This is a genomic window from Chryseobacterium sp. 'Rf worker isolate 10' (assembly GCF_050753305.1).
In the GTDB taxonomy this organism is placed as follows: domain Bacteria; phylum Bacteroidota; class Bacteroidia; order Flavobacteriales; family Weeksellaceae; genus Chryseobacterium.
Genome location: NZ_JBOZOF010000003.1, coordinates 292,447 through 312,480, shown reverse-complemented (window position 1 = coordinate 312,480; position 20,034 = coordinate 292,447). Strand labels below are relative to the sequence as shown.

Genomic DNA, 20,034 nt, shown 5'->3' with positions numbered 1-20,034 from the left:
AATGGCTTCAGCAGAACTGATCAAAAAATTAGAAGAAACAATTGAAAATATTCCTGATTTTCCGATTCCGGGAATACAGTTTAAGGATATTTCACCCATCTTTTTAAATCCTAAACTTTATGAAGACGTTATTGCAGACCTTGCAGCCTTCAGTAAAGGAAAAGTAGATGCAGTCTGCGGAATAGAAAGCCGTGGTTATTTATTTGGAATCGCTATTGCAGTAGCATTGGAAGTTCCATTCATTTTAATCAGAAAAGCCGGAAAACTTCCACCACCTGTCATTTCAGAAAAATATGACCTGGAATATGGAAGTGCTGTTATCGAAACCCGCGAAGGACAGATAAAACCCGGACAAAGAGTTTTAATTCATGATGATCTTTTAGCAACAGGAGGAACCACAGAAGCTGCTGCAAAATTGGTTGAAAAACAGGGAGCAACAGTTTCACAATTCAGTTTCCTTATTGGTTTAAAAGACTTGAATGGTGATGAAAAACTGAAAAAATTTGGGGCAGAAGTCTACCATATTTTAGGATATTAAATTCAAAACATATAGGCTTCGACAGCCTCTGCATGACAACACTAATAATTTACTGTAAGATTAGAAGTGTCATGCCGAGCTTGTCGAAGCATCTTTTTTTAAATAAATTCGTCATTCACGATTAACAATTCACAAAATTTCATCAATAATACTCACAAAGTATTTTGTAAATCATTCAGAAACAATTAAATTTGCATTTCAATTTTTAAAAACTTATGGCAAAATTGGGAAAGAGTGCTCAGAACGAGCAAGAAGGTAAAGAAACGGTTGAGTTCTTTAAAGACCTTGACAGAGAAGCTTTAAACACTGAAAGATTTGTTGAAAAATATTCAAAGCCTCTAGGTTTTGTATTTGGAGCATTAATTTTAGGGGTTTTAGGATTCTTTGCTTACAAGCAATTTGTAGTGGCTCCAAAGAACGTTGAAGCTGTAAAAAGTTTCCTTTCTGCTCAAAAAAGTCTTACTGAAGGTAAAGATAAAGATGCTTTGGGTGGAAAATCTGCAGCTAACCCAGGTTTTGTAGGTACATATAACGAATATTCTTCCACTAAAATCGGTAAACTGTCTTCTTACAATGCAGGTTTACTGAAGTTCAAAGAAGGAAAATTCCAGGAAGCTTACGATCTTTTAGACCAGTTTTCATCTGATAACAAAACGTTAGTAGCAATGAAATACGGAGCTATGGCAGATGCAAAATCAGGTCTTAACAAAAATGATGAGGCTTTGGCTTTATTAGATAAAGCAGCTACGGCTTCTGATGATCCTTATACAACATATTACTTCACAAGAAAAGCAGGTATCGTTGCTCTGGGATTAAAGAAAAATGCTGAAGCTAAAAAATACTTCGCTACAATTGACGAGAAATATCAGGACTACGACAACGGAATGTCTGATTCTTATATTGAAATGACTAAATATTACTAAAAAATGGCAACAGTTAATCTTTCCGATTACAAGCCACTTCATATAACGAATGCCGAAGATTTTTCTATCGGCATTGTTTTTTCTGAGTGGAATGATTTTGTAACGTACAATCTTCGTGATGCAGCTTTGGAAATACTTGAAAAAGAAGGGGTAAAACCTGAAAACATCAAACTTTTCCCTGTTCCCGGAGCTTTTGAACTCAACTATGCAAGCATGCAGCTTTGCAAAGAAAGAAAATATGACGCAGTAATTTCTATCGGATGTGTAATCCGTGGAGAAACGCCTCATTTTGACTACGTTTGCTCTGCAGTAGCACAGGGAATCAAAGATTGTAATATCATGACAGACACTCCTACTATTTTCTGTGTATTAACAGATGATACCAAAGAGCAGTCTATTGCAAGAAGCGGTGGTGATCTTGGAAACAAAGGTGTAGAAGCAGCCGTTACCGCTTTAAGAATGATTGATTTCAAAAAGAAATTATCTGATAAAAAGGGAAATATCGGTTTCGGACATTCTTAACCACAGATCAACCTTCTCCTTCATAATATATCGGGACTATTTTTTAATAGTCCCTTTTTATTGGGGTCATTACTAAATCATAAATCTTATTAATAAACGGGATGTTTTTGTTTTTTTCCGTCAAAAGTTATATACAAAAACTATCTTTGTGAAAACTAATAAAAACAGTACATACATGTTTTTAAGCAAAATAAAACCGTTCCTATATTTAGGAGTTTTTTATCTTATTATTTCGTTGATAATAAGAACAGTATTCTTTTTTCATCCTATTACTACAGCTAGTTTTGGATTTTTCGAAGTTGTAAAAGTTCTGTTGATAGGTCTGGTGAATGACATTTTTGTTTTCATACTGGCCAGTTCTATTCTTGCGCTTTACTTCCTCTTCCTCTCCAATTCAAAATATAAAAAACCTTACGGATATATTATTTTGAGCGCACTGGTTCTATTCTTCCTTTATATCTGGCTTGTTCCGAATAATATTTTCAAGCAATATGGAGGTTCTATCATGGAGATTGCGCTTGTTTTCGTAGGAATAAAGACTCTTTTCTTCGGGCTGATGCTTTTCCTTCCTACTCAAAGAACTAAGGTTCGTAACATCTTATATTTCATCACATTATTATTATACGTTCTACTGATTATTTTCAATGGAGTAAGTGAATACTTCTTTTACAATGAATTTGGGGTTCGTTATAATTTCATTGCAGTAGATTATCTTATCTATACGAATGAAGTGATCGGGAATATTATGGAAAGTTATCCTGTAGTTCCATTATTTTCCGGAATAATGATCGTTACGCTCACTATCACATGGTTCATTTATAAAAAAACAAAAGATGAGCTGCTGGAACTTCCTGATTTTAAACAAAAAATGGTGCTTCTGGGGAGTTTTATGGTGCTTTGTGCCCTTAGTGCTCTTGCGATACCCTCTTTAATGCAAATCAGGTCAGATAATGTTTTTGCGGATGAAATTGAAGCCAACGGGCTTCCTAAATTCTACTGGGCATTTACTCATAATGAATTGGACTATTTCCAGTTTTATTCACAAATTAACCAGCAACAGGCCGAAAAGAACTTCCTAAGCCAGTATCCACAACAAACGCTGTCAAGAACCGTAGTTTCAGAACAGCCGGAAGCAAAGAAAAATGTTGTCTTGATTTCTATTGAAAGCCTTTCCGCAGATTTCATGGAACATTATGGTAATACACAGAAAATTACTCCTTTCCTTGACAGCCTTGCAGAAAAATCATTGATGTTTACCAATTTGTATGCAACCGGAAACAGAACGGTACGCGGTCTGGAAGCTTTAACATTGTGTATTCCTCCTACAGCTGGAGAAAGTATCATCAAAAGAGATGATAATAAAAATAAATTTACAACCGGAAGTGTTTTCAAATCCAAAGGATATGATGTCAAGTTTCTATACGGCGGATACAGCTATTTTGACAATATGCAGGACTTCTTCGCTGGAAACGGCTATGGTATTGTAGACAGAAACAACTTTAAACCTGAAGAAATTACTTTTGCTAATGTTTGGGGTGTTGCTGATGAAGATATGGCCAGAAAAGCCATTAAAGTAATGAATGCGGAAGCAAAATCAGGGAAACCGTTTTTCAATCACTGGATGACCGTTTCCAACCACAGACCATTTACTTATCCTGATGGAAGAATAGATATTCCGGGAACAGCAAAATCACGTGAAGGAGGTGTGAAATATACAGATTATTCTCTTAAACTGTTCTTTGAAATGGCTAAAAAACAGGACTGGTATAAAAACACGGTTTTTGTTATCATTGCAGATCACTGTGCATCAAGTGCCGGAAAAACAGAACTTCCGATGGATAAATACAGAATTCCTGCGCTGGTCTTTTCAGAAGGATTCGTTCAGCCTCAAAAATTTGATGGCCTAATGTCTCAGATAGATGTGATGCCTACCGTTTTTGGACTATTGAATTTCAATTATCAATCTAAATTCCTGGGACAAGATGTTTTCAAAAAAGAATTCCAGCCTAAGGCTTATATTGCGACATATCAGGATTTAGGCTTTGTGAAAGATGGGCGTCTGACCATTATTTCTCCGGTAAAAAAAGTGAAACAGTATTCTTTGGAACTGGAAAAAAGTGATTTGAAACCCGAATTTAAGCTGTATTATGATGAGAAATTATTAAAAAATACAGATCAGAAACTGGTAGATGATGCCGTATCAGTATATCAGTCTACTTCTTACTGGCTAAAAACAAAACAACTTAACAGATAAAGATCTAGATATTTTTCGCTTATACTTTGGTGTAAAATATTTAAATTAACACATAAATTTATTATCATGAAATGGACAGACGACAGAGGCGGAAACGTTGATGACCGCCGTGGTTCCGGAGGTGGCAGTGGAGGAATGATTGTAGGAGGCGGACTCGGAACTTTAATTATAGCAGCAATCGTATTCTTTTTGGGAGGAGATCCGTCCGGTATTCTGAATTCCGGCAGCATACAGTCTTCAGGAAATTCTACCGAGCAAAGAGATCTTACTTCCGGTGAAAAACAGATCGGGGAAATGGTCAAAATGATGGATGCATGGAATAGCCAGACCTGGAATCAGATTTTCACAGAAAACGGCATGAAATATAGCGATCCGGGGATTGTTCTTTTTGAAAACACTACACAATCTGGCTGCGGAACTGCACAATCTGCCATGGGACCATTCTATTGTCCGGCCGATCAGAAAGTTTATATGGATATGAGTTTCTTCAATGAACTTCAGCAGCAATTCGGGGCTAAAGTAACAGAATTTACGGTAGCTTATGTTCTTGCCCATGAAGTAGGACACCATGTTCAGACACTTTTGGGAACCACTCAAAAAGTAGATGCATTAAGAAGAAGCGGAAGATATTCTGAAGAACAATTGAACAGAGTATCTGTTGCTACAGAATTACAGGCAGATTTCTATGCCGGAGTCTGGGCAAAAAGAACCAATGACAGCAAACATATCCTGGAACCCGGAGATATTGAATCTGCCATAGATGCTGCCGAGGCCGTTGGTGATGACAACATTCAGAAAAGAGCACAGGGATATGTAAACCAGGAAAGCTTTACCCACGGATCTTCTGCACAGCGTAAAGAATGGTTTATGAAAGGTTACAATACTGGAGACATCAGACAAGGTGATACCTTCAACCAGCTTTTGAAATAATTTTATTAATGTTTTAAATAGCATGCAAAATAAAAAGCGGTCTCAAATTGAGACCGCTTTTTTATTTATTGCAATTCGATTGGATTAGAATTTTTCTTAGCTTCTTCTTTTACCCTTTCTTCCATTCTCTTTCTCATATCGGCAGGATTTTGGTTTCCACCACCGCCTCCAGAACCCCTTCCTCCTCCGCCCGCTCTCACAGTCGTTGAAAATCCACCTTGCCCGCCACCACTTTGGTTCATAAATGACATTGGATCCGTTTTAAACTTTTGTTGCTGCTTTAAATAATCAGTTCTTTTCACTTTTAAAGTATTTCCAAACTGATTCAAAGTCGGGAACTCAGCAATCTTATAGTTCTTCATCAAATCAAAAGAATACTCTCCTTTATCATCTTCCACTTTTACGATAAGTCCCGGAAGTCCTCCGAACTTATATGGCCCATCCTGATAAGGAAGATCTGTTGTAAACCATGCTGTCCACTTTCTTCCTCCAAAATCAGTTTCAGCTTTCTGAACTTTGTATTCGCCTATTTTTCTTGTTTCTGATCCGATTTTCCAGTTCAGAGGTCTGTCTTCTTCATAAGAATATAGATCTCTTCCAATTCTGTCTTTGAAATAGGTCTTTTGGTTTGTTTTATCTTTTTCTACGGAATAATTGATATTCGTTCTCAGCCCTTCCATCTGATCTCTGTTGATGCTTCCTCTTCCACCGCCGCCTTGAAAAGCTTTCTGCATGATAGAATCTCTTTTGATTCGGTTTTCAGAATAGAATACAGATTTTTCGGGAGAAATATCCAGGTAAGCGTTTTCCGTCTTGATATCTGTTTTATTTTCAGCATCAGGTTTCATAGTCACCTGATACACAAACCTGTTTGTCTGTGCAGAAACATTCTGTATAAAGAGTGCCAATGCGATAATACCTAATTTTTTCATTTATATTTTTGTTTATTTTAATTCAATTGGATTTTGCGCTGTATTGGTAAAAGAAGGGGTTTCTACAGATGAACCTTGTGACATCGGCACTCCTTGATTGTCACCACCCATTCCACCTCTGTGCATTCCGCCACCGCCATGGCCACCGCCTCTCATTCCACCGCCGTTCATACCTCCTCCATTCATTCCGCCGCCCATGCTGCCACTATGTCTTCCTCCTCCCATATTCATATTTTCTCCGCCGCCATTTCCGGCCATTGCCTTTCTGTTTTTACCAAACTCCAGTTCCAGAGCAGCTTTATCACCATGGAAGTTAACTCTTGTACTTTGTTTAGCATCAGAGTTGATCTGTCCTTCAAAAGCATTTTTAATGGACATTTTCTTAACAAGATCAAATTTATAATCTCCTTTATCATCTTCCAGCTTTACAATCAATCCCGGCAATCCTGAGAATTTGTATGGGCCGTCAGAAACTGGAATTTCTTTTGTAAACCATGCTGTCCAGACTCTTCCCCCAAATTCCGTTACTGCTTTCTGGGCAGAATAACCATTTTGTTTCTCAACAACATTGGTCACTTCCCATTTTATGGGTCTGTCTTCCTGGTAATAAATTTGTTTCCCGGCTGCTCTTTCATAATAATATACTTTCTGATCCGGAATGCTTTTAGAAATAAAATATTCAAAGAAAGTGGGTTCAAAATGTTTCTTTCCTTCCAGCTTTGAAAAATCTTTTTCTTCTTTTTTATCATTTTCTTTTGCTTCTGATCTTAGAGAAGTAAAAAGAGAGTCTCTTTTCAATTTATTTTCGCTGATAAATAAGGAGCGGTCTCCTTTAATATCCAGAAATGTTCTTTCACTTTTCATACTTACCAGATTGATGGAATCCGGGTTTACCAGTGTTTCGTACACAAATCTTGTTGTCTGTCCGTAAGACACTGCGGTGAAAAGCAACACAAAAAAAGCAGTTATTTTTTGTTTCATTACCAATTTTATTTATAGATATGAAATACGTTTCAAGGTTAAAATGAGAAATGAAATCTTCACATAAGCATAACAAATTTATCTAATTTTAACATAAATAACCCCTTTCAATCTCGCTATTAATATCAGAATCATTAAAATAGATATCTTCGATTTGAGATTGCGGAAATTAGTTCGTATTTTTGCATCATTAAATCATTCTAAATAAATACAATGATAAAAGTATCAGACTATGCAAAGGAGAAAGCCATCCAGTTGATGACGGAAGATGGTTTTAACCCTGCTGAAGATTATATAAGAGTAGGGGTGAAAAGCGGCGGATGCTCTGGTTTAGAGTATGTTTTAAAGTTTGATAACCAAAAAACAGACACAGATCAGATATTTGAAGATAATAATATCAAAATTATTATAGATAAAAAATCCATCCTTTATTTAGCAGGAACAACTCTTGAGTATTCAGGAGGATTAAACGGAAAAGGGTTTGTTTTTAACAACCCGAATGCATCCAGAACATGTGGATGTGGAGAATCATTTAGTCTTTAGAAAAAGACCTTAGATCCTAGATTTCAGACCTCAGAGCCATTCTGAATTCTGAAATCTAAAATCTGAAATCTAAAAAAAAATAATGAGTAAATATACAGAAGACGATTTAAGAGTCGATCTAGAAAATAAAAAATATGAATTCGGTTGGGAAACGAAGATTGATTATGAAGATTTCCCGATCGGTTTAAATGAGGACATCATCCGTGCCATCTCTGCTAAAAAAGAAGAGCCGGAATGGATGACTGAATGGCGTTTGGAGTCTTTTAAAATCTGGTTGAAAATGGTAGAGCCTGACTGGGCCAATATCAAGTATGAAAAACCAGATTTCCAGGCAATCCGTTACTATGCTGCTCCTAAAGTAAAGCCTGAACTGGCAAGTCTTGACGAAGTAGATCCTGAATTGTTGAAGACATTCGCAAAGCTAGGGATTAATATCGAAGAGCAAAAAAGACTTTCTGGAGTTGCCGTAGATATCGTAATGGACTCAATTTCTGTGAAAACCACTTTCCAGGATACATTGGCAGAAAAAGGAATTATTTTCTGTTCAATTTCTGAGGCTATTAAAAACCACCCGGATTTAGTAAGAAAATATCTTGGAAAAGTAGTTCCGAGAGGGGATAATTTCTACGCAGCACTGAACTCCGCAGTATTCTCTGACGGAAGTTTCTGTTATATTCCTAAGGGTGTAAAATGTCCTATGGAGCTTTCCACTTATTTCCGTATCAACCAGGCAGGAACAGGACAGTTTGAAAGAACGCTTCTTGTAGCTGATGAAGGAAGTTATGTTTCTTATCTTGAAGGCTGTACAGCACCATCAAGAGATGAAAACCAGCTTCACGCGGCTGTTGTAGAATTGATCGCTTTGGATAATGCTGAAATCAAATATTCAACAGTTCAGAACTGGTATCCTGGTAATGAAGAAGGAAAAGGAGGGGTATTCAACTTTGTAACGAAAAGAGGACTTTGCGAAAGAAATGCAAAAATCTCCTGGACACAGGTGGAAACAGGTTCAGCAGTGACATGGAAATATCCGTCTTGTATCCTTAAAGGAGACAATTCTATCGGAGAGTTCTACTCTATAGCGGTAACAAACAACCACCAGTATGCAGATACAGGAACAAAAATGATTCACATCGGAAAGAATACCAAATCAACGATTATCTCTAAAGGTATTTCTGCCGGAAAATCTCAAAACTCATACAGAGGATTGGTAAAAGTAATGCCTTCTGCAAAAGGAGCTAGAAACTTCTCCCAATGTGACTCTTTATTGATGGGTAATGAATGTGGAGCTCATACTTTCCCTTATATTGAAATCAAAGATCCTACGGCACAGTTAGAGCACGAGGCAACGACTTCAAAAATCGGGGAAGATCAGATTTTCTACTGTAACCAGAGAGGTATTGATACTGAAAGAGCAATTGCTCTGATTGTGAATGGATTCAGTAAAGAAGTTTTGAATAAGCTTCCAATGGAATTTGCTATTGAAGCTCAGAAATTACTTGAGATTTCATTAGAAGGTTCAGTAGGATAATTTATTCCAAAAAAGATCTATCAGATAAAAATTAACTGATTTAATGGCAAGGTTTTCAGTGTTTTTATCAGATCAAAAATCCGGTATATACGGAAATATAAGTGATCATCTTCATTGTGAAGATGATTACAAAAACAAAATATAAAAAGTTTCTTTCTGTCTTCTGACGAAATATTTCAGATAAAGATGATGTGTATCTACAGACAAGAAGCTCATACAATTATAAAAAGCAAAAGTTAGCAAGAATGTTACAAATTAAAGACCTTCACGCCAAAATTGAAGATGGCGCAGAAATATTAAAAGGTATTAATCTTGAAATAAAGCCGGGCGAAGTTCACGCTATTATGGGACCGAATGGAGCTGGGAAATCTACCCTTTCTTCTGTAATCGCCGGAAAAGAAGATTATGAAGTAACTGGTGGAGAGATTCTTTTCCAGGGAGAAAATATCAATGAAGATGCTCCTGAAGATAGAGCTCACAAAGGAATTTTCCTTTCTTTCCAGTATCCAGTGGAAATTCCGGGAGTTTCTGTAACGAACTTTATCAAAGCAGCTTTGAACGAAACAAGAAAAGCAAACGGACTGGAAGAAATGCCGGCAAAAGAAATGCTTGCATTAATCCGTGAAAAATCTGAAAAACTAGGGATCAAAAAAGATTTCCTTTCCAGATCATTGAACGAGGGATTCTCCGGAGGTGAGAAGAAAAGAAATGAGATCTTCCAGATGATGATGCTTAACCCTAAACTGGCTATTCTGGATGAAACTGATTCAGGTTTAGATATCGATGCTTTAAGAATCGTGGCAGATGGAGTAAATCATTTTAAAAATGAAGGAAATGCAGTTCTTTTGATTACACACTATCAGAGATTGCTTAATTATATTCAGCCTGACTTCGTTCACGTTTTAGCAGATGGAAAAATCATCAAAACAGGTGATAAATCTTTAGCATTAGAACTTGAAGAAAAAGGTTACGACTGGCTTCTTAACTAAGAAGAAAATATATTATTTCAGAGATTACCATTTTTCGCGTTCATAAAATGCAGCAAAATGCAGAATCTCTAGTATTAAAATTGGGTTCCCTATTCCTCGGAATAACAATATTTTAGTTAATAAAAAAAGAAAAAATGGTGCAAACCACAGATATACCAGTAATGGCATTAAAAGAACAAATTATAGAGAACCATAATGAATTTTTGGAGAGTCTTCGTCACAGATTTCTGGATGACAGTAGAAAAGCAGCTCTTCAAAGATTTGCAAACCTTGGTTTTCCAACAAAAAAAGACGAAGAATATAAATATACCAATCTAAAGGAAATCACGGAAAAAAGCTACAACTTCTTCCCGAAAGAGAGCCACAATATCACTAAAGAACAGTTTGATGAACTGCACCTTGGAGAAGAAAATTTTGATTGGATTGTTTTTGTAAACGGTAAACTTCACAAAGAACTTTCTAAGGTTTCTATTGAAAATGTAGAGTTCCTTTCATTCAATTATGCATTGAATGATGAGAAGCACAAAGAGGTTTTTGAACAATATTTCAATACTATTGCTTCTAAAGAACAAGCATTTACGAACTTAAACCTTGCTTATTGCAAGTATGGTTTCTTTTTGAAGGTTCCTAAAAATGTAGTGATTGAAAAGCCGATCCACGTTTTTTATATTTCTCAGAATCAGGAGGAAAATACATTCTACAATACAAGAAATCTTTTGATCGTAGAAGAAGGAGCAAAAGTAGAAGTGATTGAAAGCCATCATAATTTTGACAGCACTTATGTATTGACAAACTCTGTAACAGAGATCTTTACACATCCTAATGCAAAGGCAGACTGGCATAAACTTCAGAATGACAATAACACAACATATCTTATCGACAGCACCTTCGCAAGACAGGAGAAAGACAGCTTAACGACTGTAAATACATTCTCGTTCGGAGGTAAACTGGTAAGAAACAACCTGGATTTTATTCATAATGGATCTAATATCAATTCATTCATGAATGGAATCACCATTATTGGGAAAGACCAATTGGTAGACCACCATACGGCAGTTCACCATAACTTCCCGAACTGTGAAAGCTACCAAAACTACAAAGGAATCTTTGACGGTAATGCACACGGAGTTTTCAATGGAAAAGTTTTTGTTGACAAAATTGCTCAAAAAACAAATGCTTATCAGCAGAATAATAACGTATTGCTAAGTGAAGGTGCAAGTATTGATACAAAACCTCAGTTAGAGATCTTTGCTGATGATGTAAAATGTTCTCACGGTTGTACTGTAGGCCAGCTGAATGAAGATGCTTTATTCTACCTGAGAGCGAGAGGAATTTCTAAAAAAGAAGCACAGGCATTACTTTTATATGCTTTTGCTAATGATGCAATGCAAAACATTGATATAGAGCCTCTAAAAGAAAAAGTTTCAAAGCTGTTGGCAGAGAAATTAGGAGTTGATATAGAATTCTAAGACTTATATATATTGATAAACAAAAGCACTTCTTTTTGAAGTGCTTTTATTTTTGTAACAGATGGTATGTCTGTTTTATTTCTTTAACCAGCCTTGGTTATCTTTATTATCTGAACGCTTCTTCCCATTATCAAAATTATAGGCTAAACCTACGCCTAATGTCTGCTTCAACTGCGTTTTCCATATCTGATTATGGTCATACAACAGATCAAGGGTTACATTGGTAGAGATATATTTGTTGATTTTCATGCTTAAAACTCCGCTATACCCAAGAACCAGTCTTTCAGGATGATCAAGATAATTTGAGAATACGGAAGCGGTATTCAGCAAGCTAATATTCTCCATAATTTTCAGCTTATACATTGCTGTACCAAGGAAACCGAATTGGAAAAGAGAAGAATCTCCTTCATTTTTAAGACCATATGTGCCTGCTTTCTGAAGATCTTTGTCTAAAACAAAAGTCCATCTTGCATTCGCGGGACGCAAAGTGACCGAAAGATTATCATTGGGACGGTATGTAACACCTGCACCTACATTCAGGTATCCTGGTGCCATGAAATTGGAAATCTTTTTAGCATCAGGATTGTTCCCGTCTTCATATCCCGGAGCAAACTGAGTCTGAAGACCTGCACCTGCCGAGAAATACCAATGCTTGGCAAATTCTCTACCATAGTTCGTAGAAAGATTGATAACGTCCTGAGTTTTTCTTACGCCAGTTCCCTGTGTATTATTTTGCCCATACCCAAGGATAATAATGTTTTCCCAAAGATCTTTCCCTTTTTCATAGGTAAGGTTGTAATTGACACCGGCAAGCCATCCAACGTTGTTGGCTCCACCTCCTACCCAGTTTGAAAAGGCAGCCTGATTAAGCATTAGTGTATTTTGACCCTGAATAGACCAGGCTTTAACAGTATCAGTTGCCGGAGCCTCCGTTTTAACCTCCTGAGCCATTGCTGCAGCCCCTAAAGAGATCGAACTGATCAATAAAAGTTTTTTCATAATATCGATTTATTACAAATGTATAAATAATAATCTTTGTTGGAATAAAATTCACCTTAAAAGGAATTTAACACAACTAAATTAATGCTTATAACCCTATGAAAACAAATCATTTAACCAACATCTTCAAGTCAATCAAACTTAAGTCAACTTAAAATTACAGAATTTTAAAAACAAAAAACACCTCATTTCTGAAGTGTTTTTATATTAAAATATAGGTATTTTATCTTATTTCTTTATCCACCACTGGCTGTCTTTACGATCAGACCGTTTTACCCCGTTATTCAGGGTATACGCGAAGCCGATTCCTAAAGTTTGTTTCAGCTGTGTTTTTTCTATCTGGTTATGATCATATAGTAAATCTACCGTGACATTGGATGAAATATACTTATTTACTTTCAGGTTCAATAGTGCTCCATATGCAAGAGCAAGCCTTTCCGGGTGATCAAGATAATTTGAAAAGACTGAAGCTGTATTCGTTAAGTAAATATCTTCCATTATTTTCAGCTTATATATTGCCGTTCCCAGGAAACCAAACTGTAATAAAGAAGAGTCTCCATCGCTTTTCAAACCATAACTTCCTGCCGTCTGAAGATCTTTATCCCTCACAAAAGTCCATCTCGCGTTGGTAGGGCGTAAAGTTACCGTAAGATCATCATTCGGTCTGTACGTGATACCCATCCCGACGTTCAGGTAACCTGGAGCCATAAAGTTTGAAATTTTCTTTGCTTCAGGATTGTTCCCGTCTTCATACCCTGCGGCAAACTGTGATTGCAATCCAGCACCTAAAGAGAAATACCAGCTTTTTGAAAATTTTCTCCCGTAATTCGTAGAAACGTTGATAACATCCTGAGTCTTTCTTATTCCAAGCCCCTTCGTATCATTTTGTCCATAACCCAGGATAATGATATTCTCCCAAAGATCCTTGTCTTTTTCATAAGTTATGTTATAATTGATACCGGCAAGCCATCCCACGTTATTGGCTCCACCTCCTACCCAATTTGAAAAGGCAGCCTGATTAATCATTAATGTATTTTTTCCTAAAACTGACCAGTATTTTACTGTGTCTACCACTACAGAATCTTTTTTCAATTCTTCTTGTGCACTTGCATATATTCCTACAAAAAAGGAAAGAATTAGTAAAAACTTCTTCATTACTCTAAATAATTTTCATTGCAAAAATATTAATATATTTTTTTTTAAAGGTAAATTCGGCTTTAAAGCACCTAATTTTATCAAATTTTAATCATCACAACAAAATATTTATATAAAATCAGTGCCAAAATAATAAGTTTGGAACAAAAATTTGAAACTTTTTGTCTTAAAATCAGCTCGGTAGGAATAGATTCATCGACAAATTTTCCGAAATTTATCATTGGCTTTTGATTTGACGTAAAACACTCATGTTTAAAAATGTAATTTCCAAAAGAGCGGTTATATACCCATTGCTGATGCTTTCTGCGATGTGGTTCGGGTATTTTTTACAAACGCAGGGCTTTTTTCAAAGTTGTTTTGGAGCCATCATTCCTCTTTTACCTGAAGGATTGCTGGGTGTGGTTACATCTCCCCTTTTACACGGAAATATTGATCATATTATAGGAAATTCTATCCCCATAGGAGCATTGATGTTTTTGCTGTATCAGTTTTATCCTGTCGTTGCGAACAAAGTTTTTATTATTGGCTGGCTGGCAACCGGGCTTTTGGTATGGCTTCTTCCGCCTATTGACATTCTCACGGGCGACTATATGTATACCTGTACCATCGGCGCCAGTGGTGTAGTTTATGTTCTGGCCTTCTTCCTTTTTTTCAGCGGGGTATTCAAGTGGAATACAAAACTTCTGACCATCTCCATGCTTGTAGTACTGTATTATGGAAGTTTAGTCTGGGGAATGCTTCCTGAAGAGCTGTTTTATAATATGCAGGAGCCGAGTAAAATCTCCTGGCAGGCCCATCTTTCCGGAGCCGTAGTAGGAAGTATTATTGCATTTTCTTTTAGAAATGTGGGTGAAAAAAAGAAAAAATTCATTTGGGAATTTCCAAATTATTATAGTGAAAAGGATGACAAACTCTGGCAGGAATACAAAGAAAACCACCCTGAAGACTTTATGGAACTTCCTTATAAAAAAAGAGACGATATCTGGGATCATTTGGAGGAATTAAGAAAGAGATAAAACTTATTTCATTACATTTGGAAAAAAACACACATGATCTCTGAAGAATACTTTTACGCCATCGCTCTCCGCGAATGCAGCCAGATTGGTGACATTCATTTTCATAAACTTGTCCGTACTTTTGGAAGTGCTCAGGAAGCATGGAAAAGAGCCAAGAAAGAGTACAAAAGGCTGGAAGGAATAGGACAGAAAACAGTTTCGGATATAGGTAATGAGGAACATTTGAAATTCGCAGAAGAAGAATTAAATTTTTGCGAAAAAAATAATATCCAAATTAGGCTGAGGCACCTTAACGAAACCCCATTCCTCCTTCGTGAATGTAATGATGCTCCTGCGATTCTTTATCAGAAAGGAGAAATTAATGATTCATTTCCCAAAGTAAGTATTGTAGGAACCAGGAATATGACATCCTACGGTCAGCAATTTATTGTAGAGTTCTTTGAAGCTTCACAATCTTCACAATATACATCAGTAAGCGGACTTGCTTTAGGAGTTGACAAAGAGGTCCACGAGCAGTCTATCCGTACCGGAAAACCTACTATAGGAGTTCTGGCCCATGGTTTTCAATTTTTATATCCCGCAAAAAACAGACGCCTTTCTGAGAAAATTCTTGAGGAAAAAGGAGCATTAATCACAGAGTTCAGTTCTTCGAGAAAACCAGACAGAGAAAATTTTATTCAGAGAAACAGAATTGTAGCGGGAATGTCTCCTGCAACCATCGTAGTGGAAACCGGTTTTGGAGGAGGATCTGTAAATACGGCAGCATTTGCCAATGACTACAACCGTGAAGTCTTTGCCCTACCCGGAAAAATTACAGATACGAGCAGCCAGGGATGTAATCAGCTGATTTTCCATAATAAAGCAACTGCTATTTCTACGATAAAAGATCTTGTCAATATACTTGGATTTAATGATCCAAAAGAAAAAATGGAAGAGTTATTTCCTTACAGTGAGACACAGATACAATTATCTGAAAATCAATATTTAATATATCAGTCTATCAAAGACCAGCCACAGATTTCTTTGGATGATCTGTCACAGAAAATTGAGGTTTCTACACACAAAATTTTACCAATAATTTTGGAATTGGAACTTTTAGGGAAAGTAAAATCATTTTCCGGGAGGCAATTTATCGCAATTTAATATTTAACGATTTCTTAATATTGCATTATTTCACACATAACATTTCATTTTTAATAAAATTTGAACATAAATTATCAATTTAATAATATTACGGAACATTATTATTTAATTTTTAACAATGTTAAAATATAGTGTTGTGAATCTTGAAAAAAAAATTAAATTTGTTGACAATAATATTCAACCTTAATATATGGAACAATATAATATTGACCAGAAAATCCAAGAGTTTATTGCAAAAATTGAAGCAAAAAATCCTAACGAACCGGAGTTCTTACAGGCTGTAAAAGAAGTTGCCGTAACTGTAATTCCATTCATTGCTACTAAAAAAGAATACACCGGAATGAAGCTGCTTGAAAGAATGGCTGAAGCTGAAAGAATTATTATTTTCAGAGTTCCATGGGTTGATGACAAAGGAGAAATTCAGGTTAACAGAGGTTTCAGAATTCAGATGAACTCTGCTATTGGGCCATACAAAGGAGGAATCCGTTTCCACCCTACTGTAAACTTATCAGTTCTTAAGTTTTTAGCTTTTGAACAAGTATTCAAAAACTCTTTAACAACTCTTCCAATGGGAGGTGGTAAAGGAGGTTCAGATTTTGATCCACAAGGAAAATCTGATATGGAAGTAATGCGTTTCTGCCAGGCTTTCATGACAGAATTGTGCAAGCACATTGGTCCTGAAACAGACGTACCTGCAGGAGACATTGGTGTTGGAGCAAGAGAAATCGGATATTTATTCGGGCAGTACAAGAAAATCAGAAACGAGTTTACCGGAGTTCTTACAGGAAAAGGTCTTGCTTACGGTGGATCATTGATCCGTCCTGAAGCTACAGGATATGGTGTTGTATACTTTGCAGAGCAAATGCTTAAGAGTATCGGACAGAATTTCCAGGGTAAAATTGTAACAGTATCAGGTTTCGGAAACGTAGCTTGGGGAGTTATCAAAAAGGCTACTGAGCTTGGTGCTAAAGTAGTGACAATCTCTGGTCCAGACGGATATATCTACGATAAAGATGGTATCAGCGGAGATAAGATTGATTATTTATTAGAATTGAGATCTTCAGGAAACAACAGAGCTGAAGATTATGCTAAGAAATATCCATCTGCTGAGTTCCACGCTGGAAAACGTCCTTGGGATGTGAAGTGTGACGTAGCATTCCCATCTGCAACTCAAAACGAATTAGATTTAGATGATGCAAGAAAACTAGTTGAAAACGGATGTATCTGTGTAACTGAAGCGGCTAACATGCCTTCAACATTAGATGCTATCAACTATTTCTTAGATAATAAAGTATTATTCTCTCCTGGGAAGGCTTCCAACGCTGGAGGTGTTGCTACATCAGGATTAGAAATGACTCAGAACTCTATCCGTCTTAACTGGACTTCTGAAGAAGTAGACGCAAGATTAAAGGAAATCATGATCGGTATCCATAAAGCTTGTAGAGACTACGGAAAAGACGAAGACGGTTATGTAAACTACGTAAAAGGTGCAAATATTGCCGGCTTCGTAAAAGTAGCAGAAGCAATGTTGGCTCAAGGAGTTGTGTAACATAAAAAAACAAAGGTTGGGAGAAGTTCCCGACCTTTTTTGATATAGCCTGTTCCCGGGATAATGGGAAAAAAGTAAAAAGTGAAAGGAGAAAGCGCTGCTATATGCAGCGCTTTTTTTATTTTTATGTCATGGAAAGCACCTTTAAAAACATTGATGAATACATTCTTCTGTTTCCGGCAGAAGTGCAGGAAAAACTGCTTGCACTGAGAAAAGCAATTCATTCTCAGACATCTGAACTAGAAGAATATATTGGGTACCAAATGCCGGCTTTCAGATATAAAAAAAAGCCTCTGATCTATTTTGCCGGGTACAAAAAACATATTGGGTTGTATCCGGGAGCTGAAGGTATCCGAAATTTTGAGACAGATTTTAAAGAAAGAAAATATAAGTTTTCTAAAGGAGCCGTACAATTTCCGATCAACAAAGATCTTCCATTGGATTTAATTCATAAAATGGTCAGGTTTAAAATTGAAGAGATTGAGCAAAAAAAATCCTGAAATACAAGATTCCAGGATTCCGACTAGTGTTTGCTAAAGTACTTACTTTTTCTTCTTTTTGTCTTTCTTCTCTTCTTTAGGAGTATCTGCAGGCTTAGTGGCATCAGTAGGTGTTGTACTTACTGCTGGGTCTGTTGCAGGTGAATTCTCCATTGTAGTAGCAGGTGTTTTTTCCTGTTGAGTTTTTGAATCCGAAGGACTTGTAGTCTGTGTATTCGTTTGAGTTTGAGTTGTTGCTGGTTTATGAGTGGAGGTATCAGCTGGCTTTTGTGTTGTTGATTGTGCCGATACTGCGATTACTCCAACTAATGTAAACGCTGCCGTTAAAAATAACTTTTTCATAATGTAATATTTAAATGATTGTTTAACTTAAACGAGACATCATTTATAAAATTATATGTAAATAGCTTATTTAACGTACTTTATAATTATTTAAGAGGATTTTGCAAAAATAAGTTAGGTTAATTGGGCTGGAAGATTGAGGCTGGAAGCTGGAAGTTTATTTCAGTAAAAAACCTTAATTCAACTGTTATACTATAAGAACTTCCCGCCTCCATCATCCCGCTTCCCGCCTTAGACTTACTTCGCAATATTCTTCATCATTTTTTCCACGAATTCAAAAGCAGCCGGGCAGATTACTGTATTTTTCAGCATTAAGTTATTAATCTGGTAGATCTTCTTACGGTCTGTATGTGGATATTCACGACATGCTTTAGGTCTTACTTCATAAATAGAACAAGTATTATCATTATTCAGAAAAAAGCATGGAAGATTCTGCAATACCTTATCATTATCTTCATCTACTCTTAAGAATTTAGCTTCAAAATCGGCAGACTTCATACGAAGATGCTTGGAAATACGTTCTATATCCTTTTCGGTGTACAAAGGACCGGTTGTTTTGCAGCAATTGGCGCACTGTAAACAGTCTATTTCATCAAAAACTTCCTCGTGGGTTTCCTGAACAATATAATCAAGATTCTTGGGCGGTTTTTTCTTTAATCCGTCCAGAAATTTCTTATGCTCTTTCTGCTTTTGTATCGCTTGTTTTTTATAAAAATCTAAATTCATTTATTCATTATTTCTCACAAACTCCGGAAGTTCTTCTTTCTTGTATTCATTGATTTTATCCAGATCCAGAATAGTAGTAATATTTTCTTTGCTTGGATAATACATCGGGACAAATTTAGCCCCATAAACAATTTCTCCGGTAGTATATGAAGATCTTTGTACTACAGTGTTTGAAAATACTTCATCAAATGCACGCACCTGTACGATGAGCTCAATATCAGTATTTTTAAAATCTTCTTCAGAAAAGCCGTAAAACGGAGAATTTTCATCAATTTTATGTACAACAGTCCAGTTGAGAGCTAAAGTATTGATCTTATTTAGATGGGTATCAAGTCTGTAAAAATTACTTTTAGCAACACCATTTTCTATGACTTCAATAGCTGCCGAAAGAATCACATCAGCATCTGTCAGTGCATTATTTTTATAAGGTGCAAGCCTGAACATCAGTGCCGAAGATTCCTGAAAGGGAGCAATAACAGATATATCCGAGAATCTAAGATATGCTCGTGGCCTTGAAAATCTCCCATAAAAAAGTCCCGTTGCAATGGCAAAGGTAAGCAATCCCAGAAAAGCTTCAAAAGTAGCTACAAGACTCGCCAAAAAACCCACCGGAGCTATTCTTCCATATCCCACGGTTGTAAATGTTTGAGAGCTGAAGAAAAAAACGTCGATAAATTCATTGAGCGGATCACTTTTATCAATTCCTGTGAGATGTTCCACCCCAATCAGGTAATAGATCATTGCAAAAAGAAGATTGATAAGAATATAAGCAATCACCAAATAAGAAATAAAGCGGAATGATGAAAGATTCAGCATGGTATGATACCAGCTTAGCCTGTTGAAGACATTCACACCTCTCCTTTGAACATTCGGGAGGCCGTCTTTGTTGATAAATCTTCCGGATGCATTGGTTCCAAAACCACTGTTCTCCGCATTTTTCTGACGGATCTTTTTTCTGAATCCTCCTGTCATTTTTTAATCATTTTGATTGT

At 36.4% G+C, this 20,034-nt stretch carries 20 protein-coding genes; 13 read left to right on the top strand and 7 right to left on the bottom strand.

Features of this window, described 5'->3' with window-relative positions:
* The first annotated feature begins 1 nt into the window (after position 1).
* The 5 genes from LKL37_RS15840 (at position 2) to ypfJ (ending at position 5,167) form a co-directional block, all read left to right on the top strand.
* Positions 2 to 538: an adenine phosphoribosyltransferase gene (locus LKL37_RS15840; RefSeq protein ID WP_431611475.1), complete on the top strand. Its 537-nt coding sequence runs from the start codon at positions 2 to 4 to the stop codon at positions 536 to 538.
* 215 nt (positions 539 to 753) lie between these two features.
* Positions 754 to 1,461 carry a tetratricopeptide repeat protein gene (locus LKL37_RS15835; protein WP_431611474.1) on the top strand — a complete coding sequence of 236 codons (708 nt, stop codon included), beginning with the start codon at positions 754 to 756 and terminating at the stop codon, positions 1,459 to 1,461.
* A 3-nt stretch (positions 1,462 to 1,464) separates the two neighbouring features.
* A complete protein-coding gene (gene ribH / locus LKL37_RS15830; protein WP_034734563.1) occupies positions 1,465 to 1,983 on the top strand; it encodes a 6,7-dimethyl-8-ribityllumazine synthase in 519 nt (172 codons plus the stop codon).
* 175 nt (positions 1,984 to 2,158) lie between these two features.
* A complete protein-coding gene (locus tag LKL37_RS15825) occupies positions 2,159 to 4,237 on the top strand; it encodes an LTA synthase family protein (protein WP_431611818.1) in 2,079 nt (692 codons plus the stop codon).
* 66 nt (positions 4,238 to 4,303) lie between these two features.
* Positions 4,304 to 5,167, top strand: coding sequence for a KPN_02809 family neutral zinc metallopeptidase (ypfJ, locus tag LKL37_RS15820; protein WP_431611473.1), 864 nt, complete (start codon positions 4,304 to 4,306; stop codon positions 5,165 to 5,167).
* Positions 5,168 to 5,232: 65 nt separating this feature from the next.
* Here ypfJ and LKL37_RS15815 read toward each other — a convergent pair whose 3' ends face one another.
* Together LKL37_RS15815 and LKL37_RS15810 are read right to left on the bottom strand one after the other, a co-directional pair.
* Positions 5,233 to 6,099 carry a GLPGLI family protein gene (locus LKL37_RS15815; RefSeq protein ID WP_431611472.1) on the bottom strand — a complete coding sequence of 289 codons (867 nt, stop codon included), beginning with the start codon at positions 6,097 to 6,099 and terminating at the stop codon, positions 5,233 to 5,235.
* Positions 6,100 to 6,111: 12 nt separating this feature from the next.
* On the bottom strand, positions 6,112 to 7,080 hold the full coding sequence (locus tag LKL37_RS15810; protein WP_431611471.1) for a GLPGLI family protein: 969 nt from the start codon (positions 7,078 to 7,080) through the stop codon (positions 6,112 to 6,114).
* A gap of 213 nt (positions 7,081 to 7,293) precedes the next feature.
* Here LKL37_RS15810 and LKL37_RS15805 point away from each other — a divergent pair, with 213 nt between their 5' ends.
* From LKL37_RS15805 to sufD, 4 genes are all read left to right on the top strand, one after another.
* Positions 7,294 to 7,623, top strand: coding sequence for a HesB/IscA family protein (locus LKL37_RS15805; protein WP_027372006.1), 330 nt, complete (start codon positions 7,294 to 7,296; stop codon positions 7,621 to 7,623).
* A gap of 82 nt (positions 7,624 to 7,705) precedes the next feature.
* Positions 7,706 to 9,154, top strand: coding sequence for a Fe-S cluster assembly protein SufB (gene sufB, locus LKL37_RS15800; RefSeq protein WP_431611470.1), 1,449 nt, complete (start codon positions 7,706 to 7,708; stop codon positions 9,152 to 9,154).
* A 245-nt stretch (positions 9,155 to 9,399) separates the two neighbouring features.
* Complete coding sequence (sufC, locus tag LKL37_RS15795) at positions 9,400 to 10,143, top strand: Fe-S cluster assembly ATPase SufC (RefSeq protein ID WP_431611469.1); 744 nt, start codon at positions 9,400 to 9,402, stop codon at positions 10,141 to 10,143.
* Positions 10,144 to 10,304: 161 nt separating this feature from the next.
* Positions 10,305 to 11,612: a Fe-S cluster assembly protein SufD gene (gene sufD / locus LKL37_RS15790; protein WP_431611817.1), complete on the top strand. Its 1,308-nt coding sequence runs from the start codon at positions 10,305 to 10,307 to the stop codon at positions 11,610 to 11,612.
* Positions 11,613 to 11,687: 75 nt separating this feature from the next.
* Here the strand turns inward: sufD and LKL37_RS15785 are convergent, their stop codons facing one another.
* Both LKL37_RS15785 and LKL37_RS15780 read right to left on the bottom strand, forming a co-directional pair.
* Positions 11,688 to 12,611, bottom strand: coding sequence for a DUF3078 domain-containing protein (locus LKL37_RS15785; protein WP_431611468.1), 924 nt, complete (start codon positions 12,609 to 12,611; stop codon positions 11,688 to 11,690).
* A gap of 228 nt (positions 12,612 to 12,839) precedes the next feature.
* On the bottom strand, positions 12,840 to 13,766 hold the full coding sequence (locus LKL37_RS15780) for a DUF3078 domain-containing protein (protein ID WP_431611467.1): 927 nt from the start codon (positions 13,764 to 13,766) through the stop codon (positions 12,840 to 12,842).
* Between the two features lie 248 nt (positions 13,767 to 14,014).
* On the opposite strand from LKL37_RS15780, the gene LKL37_RS15775 reads away from it, so the two are divergent.
* From LKL37_RS15775 to LKL37_RS15760, 4 genes are all read left to right on the top strand, one after another.
* Entirely contained in the window at positions 14,015 to 14,782 is a 768-nt protein-coding gene (locus LKL37_RS15775) for a rhomboid family intramembrane serine protease (protein ID WP_431611466.1), read from the top strand.
* Positions 14,783 to 14,815: 33 nt separating this feature from the next.
* Complete coding sequence (dprA, locus tag LKL37_RS15770) at positions 14,816 to 15,925, top strand: DNA-processing protein DprA (RefSeq protein ID WP_431611465.1); 1,110 nt, start codon at positions 14,816 to 14,818, stop codon at positions 15,923 to 15,925.
* A 190-nt stretch (positions 15,926 to 16,115) separates the two neighbouring features.
* Complete coding sequence (gene gdhA / locus LKL37_RS15765) at positions 16,116 to 17,474, top strand: NADP-specific glutamate dehydrogenase (RefSeq protein WP_431611464.1); 1,359 nt, start codon at positions 16,116 to 16,118, stop codon at positions 17,472 to 17,474.
* Between the two features lie 131 nt (positions 17,475 to 17,605).
* Positions 17,606 to 17,974: an iron chaperone gene (locus tag LKL37_RS15760; protein ID WP_431611463.1), complete on the top strand. Its 369-nt coding sequence runs from the start codon at positions 17,606 to 17,608 to the stop codon at positions 17,972 to 17,974.
* A 42-nt stretch (positions 17,975 to 18,016) separates the two neighbouring features.
* Here the strand turns inward: LKL37_RS15760 and LKL37_RS15755 are convergent, their stop codons facing one another.
* The 3 genes from LKL37_RS15755 to LKL37_RS15745 form a co-directional block, all read right to left on the bottom strand.
* Positions 18,017 to 18,316, bottom strand: coding sequence for a hypothetical protein (locus LKL37_RS15755; RefSeq protein WP_431611462.1), 300 nt, complete (start codon positions 18,314 to 18,316; stop codon positions 18,017 to 18,019).
* 237 nt (positions 18,317 to 18,553) lie between these two features.
* Entirely contained in the window at positions 18,554 to 19,042 is a 489-nt protein-coding gene (locus tag LKL37_RS15750; RefSeq protein ID WP_431611461.1) for a YkgJ family cysteine cluster protein, read from the bottom strand.
* Positions 19,043 to 20,014, bottom strand: coding sequence for an ion channel (locus LKL37_RS15745; protein WP_431611460.1), 972 nt, complete (start codon positions 20,012 to 20,014; stop codon positions 19,043 to 19,045).
* Positions 20,015 to 20,034: the final 20 nt, after the last annotated feature.

Excerpts from the sequence above, each read along its gene's own strand:
- LKL37_RS15840 (WP_431611475.1), top strand. The coding sequence starts at position 2 with ATGGCTTCAGCAGAACTGATCAAAAAATTAGAAGAAACAATTGAAAAT.
- LKL37_RS15835 (WP_431611474.1), top strand. The coding sequence starts at position 754 with ATGGCAAAATTGGGAAAGAGTGCTCAGAACGAGCAAGAAGGTAAAGAA.
- ribH (WP_034734563.1), top strand. The coding sequence starts at position 1,465 with ATGGCAACAGTTAATCTTTCCGATTACAAGCCACTTCATATAACGAAT.
- LKL37_RS15825 (WP_431611818.1), top strand. The coding sequence starts at position 2,159 with ATGTTTTTAAGCAAAATAAAACCGTTCCTATATTTAGGAGTTTTTTAT.
- ypfJ (WP_431611473.1), top strand. The coding sequence starts at position 4,304 with ATGAAATGGACAGACGACAGAGGCGGAAACGTTGATGACCGCCGTGGT.
- LKL37_RS15815 (WP_431611472.1), bottom strand. The coding sequence starts at position 6,099 with ATGAAAAAATTAGGTATTATCGCATTGGCACTCTTTATACAGAATGTT.
- LKL37_RS15810 (WP_431611471.1), bottom strand. The coding sequence starts at position 7,080 with ATGAAACAAAAAATAACTGCTTTTTTTGTGTTGCTTTTCACCGCAGTG.
- LKL37_RS15805 (WP_027372006.1), top strand. The coding sequence starts at position 7,294 with ATGATAAAAGTATCAGACTATGCAAAGGAGAAAGCCATCCAGTTGATG.
- sufB (WP_431611470.1), top strand. The coding sequence starts at position 7,706 with ATGAGTAAATATACAGAAGACGATTTAAGAGTCGATCTAGAAAATAAA.
- sufC (WP_431611469.1), top strand. The coding sequence starts at position 9,400 with ATGTTACAAATTAAAGACCTTCACGCCAAAATTGAAGATGGCGCAGAA.
- sufD (WP_431611817.1), top strand. The coding sequence starts at position 10,305 with ATGGCATTAAAAGAACAAATTATAGAGAACCATAATGAATTTTTGGAG.
- LKL37_RS15785 (WP_431611468.1), bottom strand. The coding sequence starts at position 12,611 with ATGAAAAAACTTTTATTGATCAGTTCGATCTCTTTAGGGGCTGCAGCA.
- LKL37_RS15780 (WP_431611467.1), bottom strand. The coding sequence starts at position 13,766 with ATGAAGAAGTTTTTACTAATTCTTTCCTTTTTTGTAGGAATATATGCA.
- LKL37_RS15775 (WP_431611466.1), top strand. The coding sequence starts at position 14,015 with ATGTTTAAAAATGTAATTTCCAAAAGAGCGGTTATATACCCATTGCTG.
- dprA (WP_431611465.1), top strand. The coding sequence starts at position 14,816 with ATGATCTCTGAAGAATACTTTTACGCCATCGCTCTCCGCGAATGCAGC.
- gdhA (WP_431611464.1), top strand. The coding sequence starts at position 16,116 with ATGGAACAATATAATATTGACCAGAAAATCCAAGAGTTTATTGCAAAA.
- LKL37_RS15760 (WP_431611463.1), top strand. The coding sequence starts at position 17,606 with ATGGAAAGCACCTTTAAAAACATTGATGAATACATTCTTCTGTTTCCG.
- LKL37_RS15755 (WP_431611462.1), bottom strand. The coding sequence starts at position 18,316 with ATGAAAAAGTTATTTTTAACGGCAGCGTTTACATTAGTTGGAGTAATC.
- LKL37_RS15750 (WP_431611461.1), bottom strand. The coding sequence starts at position 19,042 with ATGAATTTAGATTTTTATAAAAAACAAGCGATACAAAAGCAGAAAGAG.
- LKL37_RS15745 (WP_431611460.1), bottom strand. The coding sequence starts at position 20,014 with ATGACAGGAGGATTCAGAAAAAAGATCCGTCAGAAAAATGCGGAGAAC.